This is a genomic window from Novosphingobium subterraneum (assembly GCF_000807925.1).
GTDB classification, from domain to species: domain Bacteria; phylum Pseudomonadota; class Alphaproteobacteria; order Sphingomonadales; family Sphingomonadaceae; genus Novosphingobium; species Novosphingobium subterraneum.
Genome location: NZ_JRVC01000001.1, coordinates 147,595 through 170,781, shown reverse-complemented (window position 1 = coordinate 170,781; position 23,187 = coordinate 147,595). Strand labels below are relative to the sequence as shown.

Genomic DNA, 23,187 nt, shown 5'->3' with positions numbered 1-23,187 from the left:
CACAGCCTCGCGCAAAGCTTAACGCAGCTTCGAGCAACGCAAGCTTCTTAGCGATATCAGAAGGCTTCTCGCCTTTTGTGAGCCCCGCAAGTCTCAGACTAGCACCCCGAAATGCAAAAAATCAGAGGGCTTCAGTGATGCGGATTTACGGCCCCCCAGGCTAGCCAAGGATGTTAGGTTGACGCCTGAGCGATCGACAGCTTCCTCGATCATTCACCTACAAACTAGATGAGCAAAATTTGGGCACAAAGCTGAAGTTAGGGGCTGTGGACGCCAATGGCACCAACCCAGCAAATTCAGCTACTCTCGTTAATCTCTGTGCTGGCCGAAGCCAGATAACTGACTGCATCCTGCAAGTAAGCGCACCCTACAGCACCACTCCGCTGCGTCTATTGCAGTGATGAACTCCGGTGCCGATGCAGTTCCAACGGCCGATCACATTTTCGGTCCACGTTCGTTCGACCATGATACGCGATGTGGTCGCAGCTTCGGTCCGCTCGATCAAGCTGAGTGGCAGATTTCGACAAAAACGGTCACTTTGATGTGTGGCGAGGAACGACCGGGTCTTGGGCGGCAGATGCTGTTGCGGTGCTTACCTCTCCAAATCCATACGACGCTTGCGCCAGCGGAGCCATCTCGATAACCTTAGTTGGCGGTTCCTAAGCCATGCCGAAAGGTGTGGTTATGAAAATCTACCTCAGCGCAGCGCTTGTCGCGCTAAATTCTCAAGCCGTCGCCCAAGAGGTCAAGCTTGAGGACTTCTCGAGCAGCACGCCCTCTGAATTCGCGCTCTTGGTGCCCGGAGTGGTTGTCAAAAGTCCCAACGCGCAGCTGCAAGCCAAGCAGCCCGTTCCCGAGACTGAAGCGACAGCGTTTGCGGAGGAGCAGGAGATCACCCCTGTCAGCCCCGCGCCCCCGTTGTTCTATATCCCGTCCTGGATGAGACGCGGAAGCTCCACCGTCATTCCCGTGCCGGTGAATGCATCGAGCCTCGCGCCAGGTCCCGATTGTCTCTCTGGAGGGTACTTCCCGCGCTATGACCTGTCCGAGATGGCACAATCGCGACGCCGTCTCTATTTCCGCCACGTCGCCGCAGCCGCTTGCGAAGCCGGCGTTCCCCTGCGGCTGTTTGACGCGCTCGTTGCTCATGAAAGCCGCTACCAGCCCTTTGCGCGTAGTCCTGCCGGGGCGATGGGCATGGCACAGCTGATGCCGGGGACCGCAAACTATCTTGGCGTTTCAGATCCTTGGGACCCTGTCGAAAACCTCCGCGGCGGAGCGCGTTACCTGCGTGAGCAGCTCGATCGCTATGGCTCGTGGCATCTTGCTTTGGCTGCGTACAATGCCGGTCCGGGCAACGTCGACAAGCATGGCGGAGTTCCGCCCTTTGCTGAAACGCGCAGCTATGTCCGCACCATACTTGCATCGCTCAGCGGAAGCTCTGCCCCGCCAGTCTCGCTTGCCCGGCGAGAAGCGGACAACCTCTTCAGGTCGGTCAGGCTTCTTGCGTTCGCTGGAGGGTCAGATGTCCCGGAAAACTGAAAAACCAATACTGGAGGCATAGTAGAGGCTGATCGCCAAGATCACAGGTGTGCCGGTGAGATAGTTGGCTTGCCAGCGCAGCCAAAGCTTCGGGAGCAACAATGCCTTGTCGAGCGTGCTTGTGCAGGCGGGAGCCCATCGGCCAGTTCGCCATTCATTCAGGGTCACGATTGTCGAAAGTGCGGTGCCGATCAGCGCCATGATGCCGACCGCAATATAGAGCGATGTCCAGGCAATGAGCGCTTCTTGCTTCACCAGCAGACTGGTCCCTGATCCTGGAGGCGATTGCTCCGCAAAGCGAGCTTGGCGGCGAACATGTCCCAAGCTGAGTGACCATATCATCAATAGATCAGCGGCGCTTCTACTAAGCGTGCGTGCTTGGCTGATGCAGCAGTTCGCTTGCTCAGCCGAATGGGCGGTCAAACAGCGCAGGGTCGTGCCGCCGTGCTTCCAGCGCTGTATGGTGCCTGGCTATAGCGCTCGAGGTGCGCTGCGCGATGCCGTGGCAAAGGGCTTCGCGGATCGGCTCAAAAGTCCCATCGCACGCGGCCATCTCCTCGCTGAGCTGAAGCGCGAGGGCAATGGCAAGGTGGGCAGAGGTTTCGCAGCACGGGTCTTCATAGGATTCCGGGCTGACAAAGCAGTGAACGGCGATCGCTGCTCTGACGGGATCGATGCCGAGCCTTTCGTTGATCCGGTTAAACTCGGCTGTCGACACACTGCCATCAGCGATGCGCTCGAACAGACCGCTGCGGTGGCTGCTCTTGATGATCCCCTCATCGACGAGCCTACGAAGACTGATCCCCTGCCGGTTCATCTGGTACTTGATCAAATCGGCGTACTCAGCTTGCAGCTTATGACAGCTCTTGCGCTCGTTTGGGTTCGCCCCCTGACCCATCCTTGTCTCCGTAAATTCTCCCTATGCAACTGCATGATGTGAATTCTAAAATGCGGCTTTGGCAAGAGAAATTTGGCGCAGACTGATGGCGAGGGCGCAGAAGATCACCGTCTCGCGCACGCCGCACTGGTCGCCTGTGACCTCTCCAAGGCGGGCTTTGAGGGTGTCAAATTCGGCATTCAGAGCGCCGCTTAATCTGAGATAGATCCTAACCCGCCCATCGCAGGGCCTGTGCCGGTTGAATGCGGCAAGCAATTCCTGATTGGAAAGGTCTGGAGCGCGGATCACATCTGTGATCACATCTCTAAGGCGCTGAAACTTCGACCGTTCTATTGTCAGCCATTTGATGGCGTCCGCAATGATCACAAAAGCATCCCGACTCACCAGCAGTTCGTGGACGACCTCTTTTCCGCTGGCCATTGCGTTTCCTCCCGCCATTGTTCGCTACTGATCGGGGCCCCTTGGCGTCGGTTCCTTATCGCCTCCCCGAGCAGCTGCAACGATTCGGACCGGTGGTATGAAAAACAGACCCACGTGGTCAGGGATTCAGGACCAGGGTGGCGTGTTGGTGATACCACGTGGTCCTGAATCCATGACCACGTGGTCCTAAAAATCGAGCCACCCGGTATCAAAAATCGGACCACCTGGCATCAAAAACGGTGATTCGCGGACTTCTCCGACTTCGCTCTACACAACAGTGATTGAGAAAACCTTTCGGCTGCGGCCCCCTTGGTGACGACGCACCACGTCATTTGGTCAACCAGAAGGGGAAGACAATGAAGGTCCACGATCTCAAGCAGGCAGGGGGGACGTTCGCCGTCGCCCTTGCTGTCGCTGCCGCCATGAGCGTCTTTGGTGTCGAAGCTGCCATGGCCGGTACCGATAACACTTTCAATACCGCGCTCACCCGCTTCACCGGATTCCTCGAGGGTTCGGGCGGTCGGATCGTCACCGTGCTTTCGCTCGCCGGCGGCATCGTTGCCATGGCCAGCGGGCGTTTCTCGCTCGGCCAGGTCGCGATCCCCGTCGGCGTCGGCGTGGGCGCTGGCACCGGCGTGCCGATCGTCACTTCCACGGTCACAGCGACGATCTGAGCGAGAGCACAGGTCATCGCGAACGGGGGGCGCTGCTCCATCACCGGCATGGGAATGGCAGCAAACCTTTCTGGCGGAGACGATCTTTGGACAAGTATTCCATCCCAAAGCATCTCGACGATCCCGAACTGATCGGGTTCTGGTCGCTTGATGAATTCCTCGTGCTGGTGATCCCGTTCACCTGGGGAATTCTGGCGCAGCATGTTGTCATAGGCCTGCTTCTGGCCGTTGCTGCATGGCTTGGGTACCGCAAACTCAAAGCTGGGCGCTCGATGTATTGGGTCCTGCATTTTGCCTATTGGCATTTGCCGGGTGAATTCTTCGGTCTGAAGGTCGCTCCGCCTTCCCACTTGCGTGTGATGGCGGGCTGACATGGAACTCTCATTCGCACACGAGGCGTCGCAGCGGACCCTCAAGCAGCGCAACATTCTGGCTCTGACTTGCATCATTCTCGGCGCCCTGGTGCTGGTGATGTTCGTCGCGGCAACGACGCGGGACCGGGAGGTTGTCCTTCAGCCGATCCTTCCCAGCGAAATGGTGCTGAGCTCAGCGGCGGTCAGCCCCGAATATCTCGAGGCGGTGACCCGCGACACGGCACAGCTTGCGCTCAATCGGTCACCTGAGAACCTGCAGTATTGGCTCGACGGGCTCATTGCGATTGCCGCGCCCGAGGCGCGCGGTCCGCTCAAGGCCAACCTTCTCAAAATCATCGATGAGCAACAGGACTCGCAGGTCACCCAGTTCATCACGATCGACTGGATCCGCACGGACCCCGAGAACCTGACCAGTCAGGTCGGCGGCGTGCTCCATACGATCGTCGGATCGCGCGACGTCCGCCGCGAACACAAGATCTTCGAATTCCATTGGCAGCACACCGGCGTCTCGCTCCGCCTCAAGGGCTTTGGCGTGGTCGTCAAGAAGGAGCAGGAACAATGAACCCGATTGTGCCTTCGTTGCTGATTGCGACCGGCAGCGTCCTCGCTTCCCGCATTGACTGCCAGCTCCTTCGCTTGTGCGGGGTCGTACTGGTCGGCGGCGCGCTCGCTCTGACCGCCGTTCCGGCTCTCGCCGACGAGCATATTCTGGCAGCCGACAATGGCGAGGTGCGCTGCCAGGCGTCGAAGTCGGACCTTACCCGGATTTCGCTGAAGGATGACCAGTTTGTCTCGGTCTCGCGTGTCCAGGCGGGTGTTCCGCAGGAAGACTTCTCAATCGTGCACGAGCCGACCCGCGGCGACATCTATCTTTCCGTTCCGGACGGCTATTCCAAGCGCAATATTTCGTTCTTCGGGACGACGCGCCGTGGCTTCGTCTACAAGTTCGACTGCGAGGTATCGGGCGAAGCGGCGCTGCAGGTCTTCGTCGCCAACGCCGATCTCGAAAACCCTCAGGGTGCGCCTCAGTCGCTCGAGGCCTCTGCAACGCTCGATGATCGTGCGGTCTCGCTCGTCCGGGCCATGTTCGAGCAGCGCCGCGTTGCGGGTTTCGAGATCAGCGATGCTGCCCGTGCCCCGGTCAATGTCGGCGATCTGAAGGTCCAGCTGGTCAGCGAATATCGCAGCCCGACCATGACCGGGAAGGTCCTGCGCATCGAGAACAATGGCTCTGAGCCGATGACGCTCAAGGAAGAGATCATCGCCGGAGACGGCGCCATCGCGGTCAGCATTTCCAATCCCAACCTCGCCAGCGGCCAGGCCACCGCCGCTTACGTCGTCGTACCGTCAGGAGGGTAAGTCAGATGGATTTCCTCAAGCGCAAACCCAAGGACCTCGATGCCAGCGAGGCTGAGGAACATGACACCCTCGATGCGAGTGGTGCCATTGCAGAGAACTCACTGGTCCAGAAGCGGCAGAAGATGCTGATGTTCGGTCTTGCCGGCGTGATCGCGGTGGCTGGGGCCATGTATGTCCTCGATACCGAGGAGACCATCGAAGAGGCGACGGAGAAGGGGGCCAAGACAACTGTCTCGACCGATGCACTTCTGAACCGGCAGCGCGTCGATCAGGAATGGGTCGCGATGTACGAGGGCGAGATGAACTCGACCGACGTGCGTCTCAAGGGCCTTGAGGCGCAGGGCGCGCAGTTCGCCCAGATGCAATCCGAGATCGAGGCGCTGCGCGGCGAAAATGCGGCCATGGCGCGCGATGGCCAGCGTGTCCTGGAAGCCTACGAGCGCGAGAACGAGCAACTGCGCCAGCAAGTCCAGAGGGGCAACGCGCGGCCGACAGCGCCAGGACCTGTCGCGGCGGCCCGCGAGATGGGCGTGCCGGCGTCACCAGAGGCCGGAGCGGCAGAAGCCCCGCCCGTTCGCCGCGGTAGCGACGTCCAGATGGTCTCGTTCACGTCAGCAAGCGGGACGGCATCGCGTATCGACCCGACAAAGTCGCCCGCCGTCTATACGGACTCGCCCAACTATCTGCCCCCGAATTCGATTGCCAAGGCAACGGTGGTGGTCGGCGTCGATGCCACGACGAATACGCGCAGCCAGAGCGATCCGCTCCCCGTCCTGCTCCGGATTACCGGGCCCGCGCGCTCGGTCTACGGGGATGGGAAGCTCCTCGCGACCCGGGTGCAGGGGTGCATGGTCAACGGCGCAGCCTACGGGGACCTCTCCTCGGAGAAGGTCTATGTGAAGCTCCAGCGCATGACTTGCGCGCAGCCGGGCGGCCGCTTTGCGGTATCGGAGGTCAAGGGGTTCATCGCGTTCGGCGGCAAAGTGGGCGTGCGCGGCCGCGTGGTTAGCCGCGAGGGCTCACTGACCACCCAGGCTTTTCTGGCAGGTCTCGTGAGCGGCGTCGGCAACGCGCTCAGTGAAGGGTTCAATCAGCCGATCATCGCGGGCGAGGGCCGACGGACCCCCGGCGCTGGCGAGATCGGGCTGCGTGCGCTCGGCGGCGGCGGACAGCAGGCCGGCACTACGGTCTCGGAATATCTCATCGAGCGCGCCGAGCAATATCAGCCGGTTGTCGAGATGCCCACCGGGGCGGCGGTCGAGGTCGTCTTCCTCGACGGCACCTTCATCAGAAACTGAGGGGACCACCATGGAGCGTAAATGGAAGACATGGCAGATCGCGGCAGCCGGAGGTCTGGCAGCCAGTGGCCTAGCCGCTATCGCGGCCGTTGCTCATGCCTCGGCAGCGAGTGACCCCGCTTCGATCCAGGCAGCGCTGACCAAGCGCCTGCCAAAGACTGAGATCACATCAATCGACTGCAAGTCCATCGACGGCGTCTGCGAGATTCAGGCCCGCCAGAACCTGTTCTACATCGACCATCGCGCGCGCTACCTGATTATCGGGCGCGTTTACGACATGGAGACCAAACAGGACCTCACGGCTGCCCGTCTCCTCCAGATGAACCCGGACATGCTTGTCGGCGGTGCCGGTGCAAGCGATGAGCCCGAGGCCAAGCCGCAGGCAGGCGCTACTGGTTCGCCGTCTGCAGCAGCCGATGCCCGGATTGATCCGGCAGCCCTTGCGACCTTGCCGAAGAACGGCAGCATCGTGATGGGCCGTGGAACCAGGACCATAACGGTCTTCAGCGACTTTCGCTGCGGCTACTGCAAGCGGCTTCACGAGACGCTGGGGACCCTCAATGTCAAGGTGATCGAGCGCCCGATCTCGGTGCTCGGCACAAGGCCAATCTCGGAGGCCGTGATCTGCGCACCCGACCGGCGCCGGGCAGTAACTCAGGCGTACGAGGGCGGGGCGGTCACATCTGCAGGATCCTGTGACACCAGCGGGCTCGATGCCAACGAGGCCTTCGCAAGACAGCACGGCTTCAGCGGGACGCCGGTCATCGTCCGCGAAGATGGCGCGGTTCTCCACGGCTACCGCCCGCGCGACTTCCTGCTCAGCTGGATCGAAGGAAAGGCATCATGATGCACAGAAATCTGCGTTCGCAAGCTGTCATGGTCGCTGCGGTCCTCGGGAGCCTGCTGTCGGGTTGCTCGACGCTTGGCACCAATGTCAGCGCGAACTTCCGCTGCAATGCGCCCGACGGCATCTGCGCCCCATCCTCCAAGATCGACGATACTGCGCTCGCCCGGATCGAAGAGACGAGTTCGTCCGACCTTCTCAATCCCGCCGGCCCCTATCGGATGGATGACGGGATCGATGCGCCTGTCCACGACACGCATCTGGCAAGTGCGGCGCCTGTGGCGCGCAGCGCCCCGCGCTATCAGCTCTCTGTGGTCTTCCCCGGCTTCACCGATGCCAGCGGCACGACGCATGCGCGCCGGGTCGTGAGCACCGAAGCACTGCTTCCCGGACGCGGGGACGCGATGGAACAGATTGCTCAGCGGGGTCCGAAGGTTGCGCGCAGTCGCGGTCTTCTCGCCGCAGCAGAAAGCGCTCCGCCTTTGCTCGCGCCATTGCCGGAGGGGAGCGACGCAAAGCCCGATCCTCGCAAGGGCGCGGGCGGGACTGAGGTCGCCACGGCCGACGCGAAGAATCCGATCGCCGAGATTCAGGCGGAGGTTGCCCAGCGGCTTTCTGCCAAGGGATCCCGCGCCCGGCCCAAGCCTGCCGCTTTCAGCGGCGTCGTGGAGTAAGGCGCGATGTTGGGCTCGCTCGTCGATCTCGTTGTGGGAGACAGCCGCAAGCCGGAGCGCAGCGCCCGCGCGCCTGATGTGCCGATGCTGTCGCATTTTCTCGGGTATCGCTCCTTCGACGAGGAGAAGCGCATCTTCCACCAGGTCCGTTCGAAAGGCTTCATTCTCGAGCTTGCACCGCTCGTGGGTGCGAATGACCGGGTCAGCGAGATCATCGGCACGATCTTCTCCGATATTCTTCAGCCCGGAACGCGCTTCAGCGTGACAAACTTCTCAAGTCCCAGGGTAGCCGAGATGCTGCAGGCCTGGGCGCTGCCCCGATTCACGGCTTCGGGCGTTTTCCGGACACTTGCGCGCCACCGCCTCGACAAGCTGCTCGCCGGTGCCTGGTCAACGCTCGCGAGCGATGGACCATTTTTCGTGCGCAATTTCCGTGTCGTGATGTCGGTGGGCATCGGGCAAGGGTCCAGTCTCACCAATGATGACCTCGTCACGATGCGCGACGGGATCATTTCGGCGCTGGAATCGATCAACGTTCCGGTCCGGCAGTTCGCGCCAGTCGATCTCATCCGCCTGTTCGACGAAATTCTCGCGCCATCGAATGGCGCAGGAGACGAGGTCCCGGACTACAACAGGTTCGATCCGATCAACGAACAATGTGTCCGGCGCGACCTGGTGACGCATGTCGAGAAGGACCGCCTTGTCCTCCATGCTCAATCGCTGCGGCCGACCGGCGCAGTCGCATCGGGTGTCCCCGAACTGAAGGACTTTGTGCCCGAGCGGTTCGACGTCCGTACCATGGCGGTGCGAGGATTCCCTGATCGCTGGGCACCCTGGGATACCCAGAAGATCATCGGCGACATCTTCAATCCCAAGCTCAGTCTTCCCTGCCCGGTGCTTCAGACGGTCTGCGGGATCATCCCGGGCCCGGAATCCTCGGAGGCAAGGGCAGGATACAAGTTCGCGCGAACGACATCGCTGGCCGATGGCAAGGGCGTCAAGCTCGTTCCCAAGTTGCGCACCGAGGCCGCCGAATGGCAGTTCGTGGCCGACAGGGTCAAGCAGGGCGAGAAGCTGGTCTCCTGCTACTATGCCGTCTCGATCATCGCGCCCAAGGGCCGGGGCGAGCCCTGCGAGCGCACGCTGAAAGCGCTCTACAAGGCCACGGGATGGGACCTGATCGACGAGACCCATATCCAGTTGCCCGCCTTTATGGCGCACTTCCCGCTGCTCCTCGCCGACGGGCTCGACCATGATCTGAAACGCATGAAGCGCCTGCGGACGATGCGCTCGGCCAATGTTGCAGCGATCGCGCCGATCCAGGGAGAGTATGTCGGGGGGAATATTCCGCATCTGCTGTTCATTGGCAGGCGCGGTCAACCGCAGTTCTGGTCGCCGTTCCAGAATACTGCCGGTAATCACAATGTTGCGATTGCAGGCAAGTCCGGTTCGGGCAAATCGGTTCTCCTCCAGGATCTGACAGCGAGCTTTGCAGGGGTTGGAGCCAAGACCATCGTGATCGACGATGGCCGCAGCTTCGAGCATATGGCCAAGGCTCTTGGCGGCACGTTCACCGAGTTCAAGCTGTCCTCGGGCATCTCGATCAACCCGTTCCGGATGATCGATGAGCATCTTGCGCGCGAGGACGATGACTATCTGGTCGACTGCCTCGCGATGCTCAAATCGATCATCGCCCAGATGGCGCGCAATGAGACCCGGCTGAACGACACCGAACGGGGGCTTATCGACCAGGCGGTCAACCTCGTCTGGGAGGAGCATGGCCGTGACGGGACTGTCGACCATGTTATCGCGGCGCTCGGGGAGGCCCAGCACCCTTGTGCTTATGATCTGGCTACCTCGCTCCTGCCGTTCGCGGCCAAGGGCACTTTCGGCCGCTTCTTTCTGGGCGATGCCAACCTTGACCTGTCCGCTGATCTGACGGTTTTCGAGCTCTCTGATCTTGCGACCCGCGAGGAGCTGCGCGGCGTTGTTCTCACGTCGATCATGTTCATCGCCTCGCAGGTCATGCGCCGGATGGACCGCGCGACGCCGAAGCCTTTGATCATCGATGAGGCCTGGCAGATGCTCAAGGGCGGTGCGATGGCCGACTTCGTCGAGACCTATTCGCGCACGTGCCGAAAGTACGGCGGGGCGCTGATCACGGCCACCCAGTCGATTCACGATTACTACAAGTCGGAAGGCTCGCGGGCCGCGCTCGAAAACTCTGACTGGTTCCTGATCCTCCAGCAAAAGGGCGAGACCATCTCGGACTTCCGCAACTCGGATCGCTTCGAGATGGACAACCTTACCGAGGCGCTGCTGCGCTCGCTGAAGCGCAATGGCACCGATTATTCGGATATCTTCATCCGCGGACCCGATACCGAAAGCATCGGACGGCTCGTCCTCGACCGCTATTCAGCAGCACTCTACTCATCGAGCCCCGACGTCTTCGCGCGCATCGAGGCAAACATCGAGCGCGGGATGGCGATGCACGACGCGATCGAGGCCGTCGCATTTCCCGAAGGCTACCAGCAGGCGGAGGCGGCGGAATGATCGCGTTGCCTCGTTCACGGCAGAGGGCGGATCTTGTCCAGCGCGGCCAGGACACGCTGTTTGTGGCCCTGCGCCTCGCAGGGTGGGGCGCGACGACCTTGCTCGCGGCGCTCGGCACGGGGCTGCTCGTGTTCGTTGCGCTGGGCAGTTTCACCTTTGCAGGGCTGATGCTGCAGCTCGGCAACCTGGCATCGCGGTTCGCAGCAGCGGGCCCTGCCAGACAGAGTGAATTCGAGGCCCTCGTGCTGGCCATCTTCGCGACTGTCGTGGCGCTCACCGCCTTTTTCCGCCGCGCGAGCCTTCGCGCTGCCCTTACCGTGCCTCTTGTTACTGGGGGAGAGGATCAATGAGAGATCTGTTTGATGAGCTGCCACCTGCCCACGAGGCTGTCTCGACAGCGGCGCGAAAACCGACCGGAACGCTCATGCAACGCCGTTTTGCCGGCATGTCGACGCGGGAACTGGTCTTGCTTGTAGCCGGCATCGCCATGTTCATCTGGGGCGCCTGGGTGACACGGAACATCGCAGCTTCGCCGGACTCGAGGCAGGAGTTCGTCCAGCTGCAGCTTCAGGGGATCATCGGCGAATATCTGCAGGCGCAGTCCCGTTCGAGCGCGGACGAAACGACGGCTGCACGCGAGACGGCTGTCTTCATGGCGGCGCTCGATGAAACTGTCGCCAGCCTCTCCAAGAGCGGCAAAGTCGTGCTGGTTCACGAGGCCATCGTTGGCGGCAATGTGCCGGACGTGACGCAAAGCGTGAAGGCTGCCGTTTATGCCAAGGTCCCGCGGCCGACGCCCGCTCAAGCGATGCAGGGCATGGGATCGGGCGTGAGACCAAAGGGCTCGGCAGCAAATGCGGCCCGCGTCGAATCCGAGATGCAGGCCTTCATGGCCGCGAATGGCGGAGGGCAGGGTGGTGGAGCGCGCTGATCCCAAGGGCCTTTCGCTCGTACAGAAGCTGGCGGTCATCGCCGTGCTGAGCTCCCTCGCGATGGGTTTCAGCGCGCTGGCCCGGTGGAGCGGAACGCACGCCCTCATGGTCAATGTTTCGGACTCGCTTCCAAACTGGGCCTTCCTGGTGGAGAGCGGCCGCTTCCCGAAGCGCGGCGACTACGTGATCTTTCATCCGGGCCATGACCGGGTGACGACCAAGTACTTTGGTACCAACCCGCCTCCTTTTGCGAAGATCGCGGTCGGTTTGCCGGGAGACGTCGTGACGCGGCGGGGCGCAGACGTTCTGGTCAATGGTCAGCAGGTTGCATCGCTGAAGCCTGTAACCAAGCGCGGCGACGCGCTCGAGGCAGGCCCTCTGGGCATAGTGCCAAAGGGCTGCATCTTTGCAGCGACCTCGCACAAGGACGGGTTCGACAGCCGCTACGCGCATATCGGCTTTGTCTGCCGCGACCGTCTGGTTGGCACCGGAAGGGCAATCCTGTGAGGGGCAAGCCTGTGAAGCGCGGAATCCTTCTTGCGCTGCTGGCGCCGTTCGCGATCGGTGCAGGCGTGCCCGCTCCGCCCACGCGCGTGGGCGTCGATCATGGACAAATGGGTCAGACCTGGCCCGTTATCGAGCCTGACCTCCTGGCGGTCATCAAGGCCCGTCTCGATACGGCGCAGGCGAGCGGCAAGATCGATGCGCTGAACCGCCAGTTTGCCGAGAAGGTCACGCAGCGGGTCAAGCAGCCGGTGGCTGTTGCCGGAATGAGCCCTGCGGGCGAGACCCGCAGCTGGGAGTTTGATCCTGCCATCGTGGTCGAGAACGACATTCGCGACGATCACGGCAATCTCATTGCTGTCGCAGGTCAGCGCGTCAATCCGCTGAGCTATACGGGTCTTTCGAAGAAGCTCGTCTTCATCAATGGCAACGATCCGGCAGAGCTCGCCTGGGCCATGCAGCGGGGAGGCGATGAAGCGGCCAAGATCATCTTCGTCAACGGCTCGCCGTTCACCCAGATGCAAACGCATCGCCGGCGCTTCTACTTCGACCAGGATGGGCGCCTGACAACGCATTTCGGTATCCGCCACACGCCCGCCGTGGTCGAGCGCAAGGGTGATCTGCTTCAGGTCACCGAGCATGTCATCCGCCGCAAGGGGCAGCCGACATGACCGGGTGGCGCGATCTTTTGCCGGTCCCGCTCGCTGCCCCCGAAACGCCGATGCTGCGCGGCGCCCGCATCCGAGTGATCATGGGCTGCGCAGTGCTCTCCGCAACAGTTCTCTTCTTTGGCGAGCTGCGCACGTTATCACGCCCTCTGGCGTTTCCCTGGCTGGGCGCCACCGTCACCTTTGTCATTGTTCAGGGCTGGCTCTGGCTGAAGGCGAAAAATGCAGCCGACGATGCGTGGCTCATGCAGGGCAGGGAGGACCAGGATGCTGGGTAGGCTTCTGACTCCCATCGTGGCTCTGCTGGTAGCAGCGCTGGCAACGCCGGCAGCGGCTCAAGGTCTTCCGACCGGGCCTGGCCGCTGCTCGGGCAGTTTCGTCAATCCTGTCACCGATGTGTGTTGGGGTTGCATGTTCCCGCTCTCGCTCGGCTCGCTCAAGATCTGGCCGTCCTCCCGGGCCGACACCAAGAATCCGGACCTCCCGATCTGTGCGTGCGGCACTCCTGTTCCGCGCATTGGCCTTGCGATGGGTTTCTGGGAGCCGGTGCGGCTCGTCGACGTCACGACAAAGCCGTGGTGTTTCCCCAATCTCGGCGGGATCAAACTCAATCCCGGTTTCTCGATCGGCAATGGCTATGCCTCCGACTCTTCACAGGTCGGTGGTCAGGCGCAGAACAGCGCGAAGTACCACGTCCATTACTACATCTACCCGCTGCTCTACTGGCTGGAGGTGGTAACGGACTTTCTGTGCCTCGAGGCAAGCTCCTTCGATGTGGCCTATCTGAGCGAGATCGATCCGCTTTGGCAGGACGATGAGCTGACCACGCTGCTCAATCCCGAGGCGGCCCTGTTCACCTCGCCGTTGGCTCAAGCTGCCTGCTCGGCCGATTGCATTTCGGCGAGCACAAAGTTGCCGATGGATGAGCTGTTCTGGTGCTCTGGCTGTCAGGGTCCGATGTACCCGATGAACGGCAACATCGGCGCGAACGTTGGCATGAAGCAATCTGCCCGGCTCGCGGCCGAGCGGATGATCTACAAGATGCACCGGCAGGGTCTGGCCTGGGGCACCAGCGGTCCGAAGGCGCTGTGCTCCAAGTATCTCATGCCGATCCTCAAGAAGAGCCAGTACCGCCTGCAGCAGGTGAACCCAACCGCAATGGTGAGCGGACGCGAGGCCTGTTCGCCCATCGGCGCCACAACGCTCTTGCCCAAGGCGGGTCAGGTCTACCCTGTGAAGGGTGAAGACGTGGGCTTCCTTGTCTGGCGCAAGCGCAACTGCTGCGTCCTTTAGCCGGGAGAGGGATAGTGAACCGCACGCTCGCTTTCTGTCTTACAGGTGTCGGTCTTGCAGGCTTTGCGGTGACGGTCTTCGCCCAGACCGTTGAAGGTATCGATATTCAGGCTATCGAGGCGCGCGGGCACGCAGCGCAGGCCGATGCGCAAGAACTGTTCGATTTCGCCACCGCGAGGAGCGAAGCGCATCGCAGTGAGGCGCAAGGTGTCGTCGATGCAGCCAAGGCTTCCGTGCAGGATCTCGATGTATCGGACATGGGCGGGGTCAAGGGCCCCATAGATTTCGACGCGATCGTAACCGGCGCAAAGGCCGGCAATGTTCAGCCCAAGGGCGCGCCGCTCTTCATCGCCTTTGCCAGCCTGTCGATGCCGGAGGACGCGCTCGCCGGGCTTATTGCGGACACGACCAAGGCTGGGGGCGTCGTGGTTTTCCGCGGCTTTTCCTCCGGCAATCCCCAAGCCTTCATCACGGGTATCCGCAAGGTTGTGGACCAGGCGGGGGCCACCAACGTCGCGATCGACCCGCGGCTGTTCCGCTCGCTCCGTGTCGACCGGGTGCCGACCTTCGTGGCGCTCTCGACGGATTTTGAGCCTTGCGACCAGCTTGACTGCGTAACCGCGCCGCCACCCCACGACCGGATCGCGGGCAATGTGAGCGTGGCCTATGTGCTCGAAACCTTTGCTGACGCCAACGGCCCGGGCGCACCGGTGTCTCGGGTCGCGCTCGCGAACATGAGGACGGCGCGGTGAACCCGGTGCGGCTTTCATTTGCTTGTCTTGCGTTGCTTGCGTCCGGGCACCTTGCTCATGCCCAGATGACATCTGGCGATGCGCGCGCCGATGGCGAGGCCATGGCCCGCAGCCTGCGCGATGGCACGAACTCGGCTATTCTGAGCGCCGGCAGTGAAGCAAGTGTGCCCGGTTTTGGCGGGACGGACATTCCAGCACGGCGCTATGTCGATGACCCCAAGGGGTTGACGACGGCCGGCGAAGCACAGCGCTACCAGGAGCAATACCGGACGGTCGTTGATCCGCGCCGCAAGGTCGTCGATCCTGCGACGATCGATTTGTCGTCTGCCTCGGCAATTGAGGGCGATCCCGATCGTTACCTCGGGGCGGGAGCTGGGATCGGAGGGGAAGCCAACACCTGTTCGCCGCTTCCCCCGGGCGGCGATGGCGCAATGACCTATCTTGAAAGCTGCAACAGCGGGTCCCAGCCCTTTGACGCACCACGGACTTGCAATGCCGCGCTTAGCGTTCAGACCGAAGGGCGGCGCTCCTGGGAATATGCTTGTGAAACCGAGGAGTTTGCCGAGCGATCCGACATGTGCCCGATGCTTGCCAATGCGCAGGGTTCGGGTTCCTGCACCCTCGAGAGGAGCGTGCGCGTCGGTCAGCGGTGTCTGCAGTGGGTAGCAGAAGATAATGGCCGCAAATGGTGTTCGGAGCCTGGAGAGCCGATCTACCGCCAGGTCTGGCAATGCCCTTCAAGGCTCAGCGGCGTGCCGGGCGGAGTCGAGCGAAACACTGCTCGGATCGTCGGCGAAACGATAGACGAAGCTGCTTGCCGGAGTGCCACCAATGGCGCCACCTGCACCCTTGCCAGCGAGGTCTGCACGGCCCCTGACGAGACGCGGGTGATCAATGGTCTTTCGGTTACGCGAAGCTGTTGGGAGTGGCAGCGCACCTATCAGTGCCAGGGTGTGGCACCGGCCAATGACTGCGCCGCGTTGGAAGCACGCTCTGATTGCAAGTTCAGTCATGATGAATGCCTGAGCTTCGAGCCCGATGGCGTGACCTGCAATGTCCACGACCGCTGGTACCAGTGCACCCTTCCCCAAACGGGCACCTCCGCTTCAGCCGCCTATGTCTGCGCGGGCGACCTCTACTGCATCGACGGCGAATGTACGCAGGTGACGCGCGAGGCGTCCACCGAGTTCAAGGACGCGATGGTCGCCATGAACGTGATGGGGAACCTGCGCGATGGCTTCGATCCGGACCAGTTGAAGATCTTCAGCGGCGAGCATCTGCGTTGCACCCGGAAGATTTTTGGCCTCTCGAACTGCTGTAGCGGGAAGGGCGTTCCGCTCCTGACACCGTTCCTGTGCGACCGCGAGGACCGCGAGGTCGACAAGCGCGATGATGCTGGCCTCTGCCACTTTGTCGGCACTTATTGTTCAGCGCGCGTCCTCGGCGTCTGCGTAACCCGCAAGCAGTCCTACTGCTGCTACGGAAGCAAGCTGGTCCGCATCCTCAATCAGCAGGGGAAGGCCCAGCTCGGCATGCAGTGGGGCACCCCGAAGCAACCTGACTGCGACGGCTTCCTGATCGCACAATTCCAGCAGCTCGATCTCAGCCGCATGGACTTCCGAGAGGTCTACGCCGAGTTCGTCGACGCGGCAAAGCTGCCCAGTGAGATCGAGATGTCGATCCAGATTCAGCAGAAAATCGAGAGCTACTATACTCGTCATGGAGGGACCGGATCATGACCGGTGCAACGGTCCTGCCATTCGGGAGAGAACGACCCTTCCCATCTGCTGAGGTTCTCGATCTGGCGGTTGCGGTTGCGATCGGTCGCGATCTCGCGCGGACCGAGGCCGATCTTCTTGCGCGGATCGAAGACTGGTTCCTGCATCCGGCGACACGCAGCGAGGTCGCGAGTTCGGTTGCGCGCCTTCTCGACAAGGATTGGGCGCGCCGTTCGGGCACAGATGACTGCGGCCTGTGCCTGACAGAAGCCGGCGTCGCGGCCACGACCACTCTTTCGGGGGGAATGATCCGCATGATCGACCGCGGCCGTGGTCTCTTCAAAACCGCCTTCCTCCTCCAGATGCTCGACCTCGGGAAAGGACAATGCCCATGAATAAGCCTGTTTTCCTTGCCCTGAGCGCATTCGGCGTGGCGCTCGGTGCTCCTTTGGTGGCGCAGAGCGCATCCCCCGCCCCGCGCGATGCGTTCTATTGCGATGAGCGCAAGCTTGGCACCTGGTTCTACTGCAATTCGGAAGAGGCCAAACGAAAGGCGCGGGAGCGAAGCCAACAGCAGCCGACCCAGAGCCCGCCTGCGGTTGACCGCATGGCGGCAATTACCCGCCAGCTCGACGAGCTCAAGGCGCGCGCGATCCTCGAGCCGACCTCGGAGAACATCGTCAACTACATCCGCTTCCAGCGCGAGCAACTCGATCGTGCGTCGACCTTCGCCGACGTCTGGAGCCGTGCAATCTGGCAAAACCCCGAGCTCGATTACACGCTTGAGCGTCCAGTCTCGACCCTCGCCAAGCAGACCTGGCTGACTGATCGCCGCCAGCAGCGCGAGGGATCGATGGCAGCGCTCACTCAGCGTTACGGCGTGTTCTACTTCTACTCCTCGTCATGCTCGGCCTGCCGGACATTCTCGCCAGTCATGCGGGCCCTGTCCGATAGTTACGGCCTCGAGGTTCTGGCGGTGTCGATGGACGGCGGCCCCAACGAGGCGTTTCCCAACTTCGTGGTCGATAGCGGACAATACCAGCGCATGGGGCTGCAGGGCGGGACCGTTCCTGCCCTCGTCCTGTTCGACACCCAGACGAAGCAGCCCATTCCGATCGGCTATGGCGTGATGGCGGCCGACGAGGTCATGCAGCGCATCTTCTACCTCACCAAGATCGAACCAGGGAGCGACTACTGATGGCACGCACCTCCACGCCAAATTCGGCGACCCGGCTGCTCGCTCCTGTCCTGAGGCGAGCGGGCATTGCCCTGTCAGCGCTGGCAGTTGCCACCATGGCCGCCGGCCCCGTGCATGCCAATGTGGGGTCTGAGCTCAACAGCTTCTTCAATGACATGGGCGCGGCTGCGAACGCCACCGGGCCGGTTGCCTACCAGGGCCAGTCTGCGGGCTACTATTCAGGCGGCAATATCTGGACCCGCTTTCCGCAAAGGAGCGTCAACCCGGTCAATCTCCAGCTGCCCTCGGTCAAGGCTGGCTGCGGCGGGATCGATGTGTTTTCCGGATCCTTCTCGTTCATCAACTCGGACGAGATCGTGGCGATGCTCAAAGCGACAGCCAACAATGCGCTGGGGTTTGCCTTCCAGCTCGCGATCAAGTCGATCAGTCCGCAGATCTCGGCCACGATTGAGGAAATGGCGCAGAAGGCGCAGCAGATGAACCAGTTCAACATGAACAGCTGCGAGACCGCACAGAACCTCGTCGGCGGCCTGTGGGGCAAGTCCGATCGCATGTCGTCGGAGATCTGCAAGTCGATCGGGAACAGCCAGGGCCTGTTCTCCGACTGGGCCAAGGGGCGGCATGAATGCGGGACGGGTGGGCAGCGCGAGGCGACCCTGAAGGCGAACAAGGATCCCACCATTCCCGCGGCAAGCTACAACTTCACGTGGGAGATGCTGAAGCAGAGCTACCCCAGTTTCTCGGTGAACTTCCGCGAATACCTGATGACCTTTGTCGGCACCGTAATCTTCTATCAGGACGGCGATGCCAGCGGCAAGCGCGGCTACCAGTTCGTCGGGCAGGGAGACCGGGCACTGCTGACCGCCCTGCTGGATGGCGGGGGCTCGGTCACGATGCTGAAGTGTGACACGAGCGACAAGTGCCTCAATCCCACCACGCAGAGCATGTCTGTTTCTGCCTCGCAGGCCCTGAAGCCGCGTGTGAGGGCGATGATCGAGAGCATGAACGGCAAGGTGCGCAGCAATGCGGCTCTCACGCCTGACGAGATTGGTCTTCTGGGGGCCACCACCATCCCGCTCTACAAGATCATCTCGGTCAACGCGGCCGCAACGCTTGGCGGCATGACAGCCAATGACATGAACGATCTTGCCGAGATCGTCGCGATGGACCTCCTCGATGCGCTGGCACAGCAGTATTACGGCTATGCCTCGCGCGGCGTCGGCTCCTTCCAGAATGCCAATGAGGAAGCACTGTCACAGTGGCGCGCGCAGATCGTCTCGGTCCGTCAGGTGCTCGACACATATTCCCAAGGGATGAACCTCCGCCTCGAACGGACCCAGCATGTCGTTCAGCGGGCTGTTTTCCTCGAGGGCACGTTGCGTAACAACCTTTCGCCCCAGATGTCGGCTGCGCTGCGATTCAGCACATCCCTCTCAAATCAGGGCCTGCAATAGGCCCGGCGCGCGGCAGGAGGGACGAGCCATGATGGAGATCTTCACGATCGGTGGGGGCGAGTACCTGGTCAACATCTTCAATGCGGTCAGCGCCTGGACCGGGGGAGGGGGCTTCCGCGCGCTGCTGCGTGTCGTGATGGTGATCGGGCTCATTTATACCCTGCTCATCGTGGCGTTCAGTCTCGACTGGCGTGCCTGGTTCAACTGGTTTCTCGGCGCGACGCTGATCTACGGCGCTCTGGTCGTCCCAGTGACCTCGGTCCGGATTACCGATCGCCTCAATCCCTCGCTCGCGCCGGCCACGGTTGCCAACGTGCCCATCGGTCTGGCGATGGTCGCTTCGGTCAGCAGCCAGGCCGGGGACTGGCTGACACGCACCGCTGAAACGGTCTTCGTGATGCCAGGTGCATTGCAGATGTCGACCAACGGGATGATCTACGGTGCGCGGCTTTGGGACCGGACCCGCGACTTTCAGATCCGCGACCCGCGTATCAGCGCGAACCTGGGTGAGTACTTCAAGCAATGCCTGTTGTACGATATTCTGCTCGGACACACCTCTTTCGACACAATCGCCAACTCGAACAACATCCTTGCCGATATGGGGCCTGGGTCACCGGCGCGGGGAATGAAGTTTCTGCCTGCGAGCGGGCCACCGATCATCGTCACCTGCCAGAATGCCTATAACGAGCTGCAGACTGGCATCACCGCCTACACCGAGCTGGGTCTGCAGCAAGAAGGCCGCAAGCTGTTCCCCGGCCTGACGCCGGCTCTGGCGAGAGCGAAGCTGGTTTCTGATCTCCCTGTCATCGCAAACCAGTTCCACGGGAGTTCGCAGACAGCTCAGCAGGTTTTCCAGCAGCGCTCTCTGGTGAACGCTTTCCTCGAGGCGCGGGCCAATCTTGGGGCCGCGGACGGCGATACCTTTGCGATGCTTCGAGCGGAGGAGCAGGCGCGCAACACCTACAGCTCGATCGCTCAGCAGGCGATGACATGGGTGCCGCTTCTCAACATCGTCCTGACGGTGGTCTTCTATGCGATGTTCCCGGTCATCTTTCCGCTGTTTCTCATGCCGCGGACAGGTACGATGGCGCTCAAGGGCTACTTCACAGGGTTCTTCTACCTCGCTGCGTGGGGGCCGCTTTATGTGGTCCTGCACATGTTCATCATGGACCGCGCTTCCGATGCCCTGAACGCCACCGCACCGGGCGGGATTACCATGGCGGGGATGGCGGGGATCGATGCGGTCAATGCGGATACCGCAACGATCGCGGGCTTTCTGATGATGTCGATTCCCTTCCTCGCCGGCGGAATGGCGAAAGGGGCCATGGCCGTCTCGTCGCAAGCGACCTCGATGCTTGCCCCAGCGCAGGCGGCAGCCGAAGCGGCTGCCGTCGAGCGTACGACCGGCAACTATTCCTACGGGAACGAGAGCTTCATGAACCTCTCAAGCTTCAACCGGCAGTCCGAACAATGGAATGCCGCTCCCTCCTTCACCGGCGGGGCGCCGGTCATGTCGACGGTCAATGCGAATGGGACAACGACAAAGACCATGACAGATGGTGCGAGCGTCTTTGACACGTCGCCGGGCATGAGCCGATTGGCGTTCGGCGCGTCGCTCAGCCAGTTCGCCAATGCCGAGCGGCAGCAGACCCTTTCTGAACTTGAGACGGCGCGGAACACTCTTTCGGAAGAGCGGTCGCGCGCGGTTGCCTTCCTTGACCGCGCGTCGACGCGGCAAACAAGCGGAGTGCGCAACTCCAGCGGAAGTGAAAGCTCGTCCGGGTATCGCTCGGGTGAGAACCTGCAGCGGTTCGACAATCAGTCGCTGGATGCCAGGGACACCGTCAGCGAAAGCGATCGTGTCACGCGGTCGAGGGGGGATCAGCAAACCAATATTGATCGTCTCGAGACGAGCCGCAGCGGCAGTGTCGGGTTGTCCGGCAGCGTTGCAGGCACTCGAGGTGGCGATGGCGGGCCTGGGGGCAAGGGGAGTGTGGGCGCCAATGGAGGTGTCCAAGCTGGCATCAGCGGTAGCCGCCAGCGAACAGACGTTGTCTCTCGAGGAAATGATCGGAACGAAACGCAGGGCTTCGAGTCCTCGACTTCGGACAATCGTTCGAATGGTTCGAATGTCACGCAAGACAGTGGGAGCTACGCTCAAAGCGGAAGCTTCAGCCGGAGTGAGGGCTATTCCGAGAACGCCTACTCGCGTGAACGTGCACTCGAGGAGATCCGGCGGATCGATCAGCGGATCGCCCAGATTGACGAGCTGGCGACATCACTCACCGACAGTACCTCTACACGGGAGGGATTTGGTGCCAGTCTCGCCTTCGACATGAGCCAGATCGTGGCAAGCCGCTATCAGGAAAAGGCGGCGGAACTCGGGATCACTGCACCCAGCCTTGCTCGAACCGACTACAGCCCGCAAGAGCAGGCTGTCTACGAGCTTGTCGCGCGCGAGATCATCTCCGACTACTACGATCAGCGGGTGGCGCCTTTCAATGATCTCATCCCGGAAAAGGGAACGCTTACCGGCAAAGTCGCCGGGCCCGGTAGCTTCACCGAAACTGACCTTAGGGCTCGAGCGCCACAGCGTTCTGGCGGAAGCTCCCGGAATCTTGTCGAGGGATCGACCGATGACTCGATTGGTGCTCGGATAAGCGAAGGGCAGGGGAGCCTGAAGGAGCGCTACGAGGCCAATGGCACCCGCTTTGATGATCGGCGTCGGGAATTTGACGGGGGTCGTTCTACTTCAGGTGGCGCTGACGAGCGCTTCAATGAACGGTTCTATGATCGAGATCAGCGGTAGAGCGGATGGGGAGTTGTGGCAGCGCCCGGATACGATCTCGCAGTTATCAGCTGAGCAAGCTGAATGCGATGAAACCGATGGAAACCAAAATCACGATCCAAGGTCCAGCGCTGTTTCTGGGGTGGCTATCCAGATGAGATCGGGCATCGTTTTCTGGAATACGTGATTTCAAGAAATCTGGATCACCATTCCCAGTCAGGTCGTCAGGTATTGCTCGTTTCGAGAAATCGACAGTTCGCCAGTTTTCATAGTCTTCCATCGTCTTTCTCCAATCTGAACATACCATTATCATGGTTCGATGACAACGATTGGAGGTGGTGTTGGGGACTGGCTGGAGTTGAGCGAAGCGGCATAGGAGGCTGCATTTCGCAGGCGTTATGCTAAGTTGAAGCCCGTAGAGAGCGGCAAGCGCCATGGTGGGCGAGCCGTGGGGAATTCATGCTGTCGAAGATTGACGCGACCTATATCGAGCTGCGTGAGCGGGTCATGCTGGGCGACTTGCCGCCCGGTACGTCGATGACAGCTGACGACATTGTCGCGCATACCGGCGTGTCGTTGTCGATGGCTCGCCATCTTCTGGTTTCGCTGGGTGTCGGGGGCTATCTCACCAAGCGTGGCCGTGCCTATGTTGTTTCGACCTTCACGAGAGAACAGATCGAGGAATGGCGCCTTGCGCTGGGAGCGATCGTCGAGATCGGCGCCCTTCGTCTGGCATTGGCGGGAGGTGCGCGGTTGCAGGCGGTGGCCGAGAGCCTTGAAAAGGACGTCCGCAGCCATGCAGTGGAGGATGAGGCGTTCTTTCTCGGGGCGATGTCCTTCGCGACGATCATTCTGGGAGGACCGCAGAGCACCTTGTCCGAGCTGGTCGAGCAGTTCATCCCGCAGGCCTTTTTCAGGCTGCTCTGGCTCTCTGACATCTATGCCGAGCGCACGGGTTTCCTGGTTGAAGCTGCGGACAGCTATCTGGTCGCGGCGCGCGCGGGTGATCTTGATGGCGTACGGAAAGCGAGCCGCTTCTTCTTCGATTCAACCGCGCCGGCGCTCCACAAGTTGATCGAGCAGATGGAGCGCAAAGACTTTCCAAAAAGCGCCCAGTATCACGCCCTTCAGGCCATCGAGCCCCAGGTCAGCGGATTGCCGACGTATACAGGGAGTACGAAGGCTGCGCGCCCGCTGCTTGGTCCACTGAGTGATGCCGGCGTGGCCGCGCATCCCTTGTAGCA

26 protein-coding genes are annotated in these 23,187 nt (G+C 61.6%); 22 read left to right on the top strand and 4 right to left on the bottom strand.

Annotated elements, in window-relative coordinates:
* The first annotated feature begins 684 nt into the window (after nucleotides 1-684).
* On the top strand, nucleotides 685-1,542 hold the full coding sequence (locus NJ75_RS23165) for a lytic transglycosylase domain-containing protein (RefSeq protein WP_052241851.1): 858 nt from the start codon (nucleotides 685-687) through the stop codon (nucleotides 1,540-1,542).
* On the opposite strand, the gene NJ75_RS00790 is transcribed toward NJ75_RS23165, so the two are convergent.
* The 3 genes from NJ75_RS00790 to NJ75_RS00780 form a co-directional block, all read right to left on the bottom strand.
* The gene (locus tag NJ75_RS00790) at nucleotides 1,522-1,797 is read right to left on the bottom strand and encodes a hypothetical protein (RefSeq protein ID WP_039330821.1); all 276 of its coding nucleotides are present in this window, start codon (nucleotides 1,795-1,797) and stop codon (nucleotides 1,522-1,524) included. The genes NJ75_RS23165 and NJ75_RS00790 overlap by 21 nt on opposite strands.
* A gap of 148 nt (nucleotides 1,798-1,945) precedes the next feature.
* On the bottom strand, nucleotides 1,946-2,440 hold the full coding sequence (locus tag NJ75_RS00785; RefSeq protein WP_039330819.1) for a hypothetical protein: 495 nt from the start codon (nucleotides 2,438-2,440) through the stop codon (nucleotides 1,946-1,948).
* Nucleotides 2,441-2,485: 45 nt separating this feature from the next.
* Nucleotides 2,486-2,860, bottom strand: coding sequence for a hypothetical protein (locus NJ75_RS00780; RefSeq protein WP_022678018.1), 375 nt, complete (start codon nucleotides 2,858-2,860; stop codon nucleotides 2,486-2,488).
* A gap of 422 nt (nucleotides 2,861-3,282) precedes the next feature.
* Between NJ75_RS00780 and NJ75_RS00775 the strand changes: the two genes are divergently transcribed.
* The 20 genes from NJ75_RS00775 (at nucleotide 3,283) to NJ75_RS00680 (ending at nucleotide 21,964) form a co-directional block, all read left to right on the top strand.
* Nucleotides 3,283-3,534, top strand: a complete 252-nt coding sequence (locus tag NJ75_RS00775; RefSeq protein ID WP_407668280.1) for a hypothetical protein — start codon at nucleotides 3,283-3,285, stop codon at nucleotides 3,532-3,534.
* An 86-nt stretch (nucleotides 3,535-3,620) separates the two neighbouring features.
* Nucleotides 3,621-3,905, top strand: a complete 285-nt coding sequence (gene traL / locus NJ75_RS00770) for a type IV conjugative transfer system protein TraL (protein WP_039330815.1) — start codon at nucleotides 3,621-3,623, stop codon at nucleotides 3,903-3,905.
* A 1-nt stretch (nucleotide 3,906) separates the two neighbouring features.
* Nucleotides 3,907-4,470 carry a type IV conjugative transfer system protein TraE gene (locus tag NJ75_RS00765; RefSeq protein ID WP_039330813.1) on the top strand — a complete coding sequence of 188 codons (564 nt, stop codon included), beginning with the start codon at nucleotides 3,907-3,909 and terminating at the stop codon, nucleotides 4,468-4,470.
* The gene (locus NJ75_RS00760) at nucleotides 4,467-5,267 is read left to right on the top strand and encodes a type-F conjugative transfer system secretin TraK (RefSeq protein WP_039330811.1); all 801 of its coding nucleotides are present in this window, start codon (nucleotides 4,467-4,469) and stop codon (nucleotides 5,265-5,267) included. Before NJ75_RS00765 ends, NJ75_RS00760 begins: the two co-directional genes overlap by 4 nt.
* A gap of 5 nt (nucleotides 5,268-5,272) precedes the next feature.
* On the top strand, nucleotides 5,273-6,565 hold the full coding sequence (locus NJ75_RS00755) for a TraB/VirB10 family protein (RefSeq protein ID WP_039330809.1): 1,293 nt from the start codon (nucleotides 5,273-5,275) through the stop codon (nucleotides 6,563-6,565).
* A 10-nt stretch (nucleotides 6,566-6,575) separates the two neighbouring features.
* Complete coding sequence (locus tag NJ75_RS00750) at nucleotides 6,576-7,412, top strand: DsbC family protein (protein ID WP_052241849.1); 837 nt, start codon at nucleotides 6,576-6,578, stop codon at nucleotides 7,410-7,412.
* Entirely contained in the window at nucleotides 7,409-8,083 is a 675-nt protein-coding gene (locus NJ75_RS23160) for a hypothetical protein (RefSeq protein WP_052241847.1), read from the top strand. The genes NJ75_RS00750 and NJ75_RS23160 overlap by 4 nt, the downstream gene beginning before the upstream one ends.
* A 6-nt stretch (nucleotides 8,084-8,089) precedes the next feature.
* Nucleotides 8,090-10,636: a type IV secretion system protein TraC gene (traC, locus tag NJ75_RS00740; protein ID WP_039330807.1), complete on the top strand. Its 2,547-nt coding sequence runs from the start codon at nucleotides 8,090-8,092 to the stop codon at nucleotides 10,634-10,636.
* Nucleotides 10,633-10,986, top strand: coding sequence for a hypothetical protein (locus NJ75_RS23155; protein WP_022678009.1), 354 nt, complete (start codon nucleotides 10,633-10,635; stop codon nucleotides 10,984-10,986). Before traC ends, NJ75_RS23155 begins: the two co-directional genes overlap by 4 nt.
* A complete protein-coding gene (locus NJ75_RS23150) occupies nucleotides 10,983-11,567 on the top strand; it encodes a TrbI F-type domain-containing protein (protein WP_052241845.1) in 585 nt (194 codons plus the stop codon). Before NJ75_RS23155 ends, NJ75_RS23150 begins: the two co-directional genes overlap by 4 nt.
* Complete coding sequence (locus tag NJ75_RS00725) at nucleotides 11,554-12,075, top strand: S26 family signal peptidase (protein WP_236727033.1); 522 nt, start codon at nucleotides 11,554-11,556, stop codon at nucleotides 12,073-12,075. Before NJ75_RS23150 ends, NJ75_RS00725 begins: the two co-directional genes overlap by 14 nt.
* Nucleotides 12,076-12,086: 11 nt before the next feature.
* A complete protein-coding gene (gene traW / locus NJ75_RS00720) occupies nucleotides 12,087-12,743 on the top strand; it encodes a type-F conjugative transfer system protein TraW (protein ID WP_052241838.1) in 657 nt (218 codons plus the stop codon).
* Nucleotides 12,740-13,018 carry a hypothetical protein gene (locus NJ75_RS00715; protein WP_039330803.1) on the top strand — a complete coding sequence of 93 codons (279 nt, stop codon included), beginning with the start codon at nucleotides 12,740-12,742 and terminating at the stop codon, nucleotides 13,016-13,018. The genes traW and NJ75_RS00715 overlap by 4 nt, the downstream gene beginning before the upstream one ends.
* Nucleotides 13,008-14,033, top strand: coding sequence for a conjugal transfer pilus assembly protein TraU (gene traU, locus NJ75_RS00710; RefSeq protein ID WP_039330801.1), 1,026 nt, complete (start codon nucleotides 13,008-13,010; stop codon nucleotides 14,031-14,033). The genes NJ75_RS00715 and traU overlap by 11 nt, the downstream gene beginning before the upstream one ends.
* Nucleotides 14,034-14,047: 14 nt before the next feature.
* Complete coding sequence (gene trbC, locus NJ75_RS00705) at nucleotides 14,048-14,785, top strand: type-F conjugative transfer system pilin assembly protein TrbC (protein ID WP_039330799.1); 738 nt, start codon at nucleotides 14,048-14,050, stop codon at nucleotides 14,783-14,785.
* A 65-nt stretch (nucleotides 14,786-14,850) separates the two neighbouring features.
* Nucleotides 14,851-16,524 (top strand): conjugal transfer protein TraN, encoded by a 1,674-nt coding sequence (locus NJ75_RS00700; protein ID WP_052241836.1) that lies wholly within the window; start codon nucleotides 14,851-14,853, stop codon nucleotides 16,522-16,524.
* Nucleotides 16,521-16,898, top strand: coding sequence for a hypothetical protein (locus NJ75_RS00695; RefSeq protein ID WP_039330795.1), 378 nt, complete (start codon nucleotides 16,521-16,523; stop codon nucleotides 16,896-16,898). The genes NJ75_RS00700 and NJ75_RS00695 overlap by 4 nt, the downstream gene beginning before the upstream one ends.
* Nucleotides 16,895-17,701 carry a conjugal transfer protein TraF gene (gene traF, locus NJ75_RS00690; RefSeq protein WP_039330942.1) on the top strand — a complete coding sequence of 269 codons (807 nt, stop codon included), beginning with the start codon at nucleotides 16,895-16,897 and terminating at the stop codon, nucleotides 17,699-17,701. Before NJ75_RS00695 ends, traF begins: the two co-directional genes overlap by 4 nt.
* Nucleotides 17,701-19,155, top strand: coding sequence for a conjugal transfer protein TraH (locus tag NJ75_RS00685; RefSeq protein ID WP_052241834.1), 1,455 nt, complete (start codon nucleotides 17,701-17,703; stop codon nucleotides 19,153-19,155). Before traF ends, NJ75_RS00685 begins: the two co-directional genes overlap by 1 nt.
* Before the next feature lie 28 nt (nucleotides 19,156-19,183).
* Complete coding sequence (locus NJ75_RS00680; protein ID WP_082013217.1) at nucleotides 19,184-21,964, top strand: conjugal transfer protein TraG N-terminal domain-containing protein; 2,781 nt, start codon at nucleotides 19,184-19,186, stop codon at nucleotides 21,962-21,964.
* Nucleotides 21,965-22,010: 46 nt separating this feature from the next.
* Here NJ75_RS00680 and NJ75_RS24180 read toward each other — a convergent pair whose 3' ends face one another.
* Nucleotides 22,011-22,223 carry a hypothetical protein gene (locus NJ75_RS24180; RefSeq protein WP_137775965.1) on the bottom strand — a complete coding sequence of 71 codons (213 nt, stop codon included), beginning with the start codon at nucleotides 22,221-22,223 and terminating at the stop codon, nucleotides 22,011-22,013.
* A gap of 179 nt (nucleotides 22,224-22,402) precedes the next feature.
* On the opposite strand from NJ75_RS24180, the gene NJ75_RS00675 reads away from it, so the two are divergent.
* A complete protein-coding gene (locus NJ75_RS00675) occupies nucleotides 22,403-23,185 on the top strand; it encodes a GntR family transcriptional regulator (protein ID WP_039330792.1) in 783 nt (260 codons plus the stop codon).
* Nucleotides 23,186-23,187 lie beyond the last annotated feature (2 nt).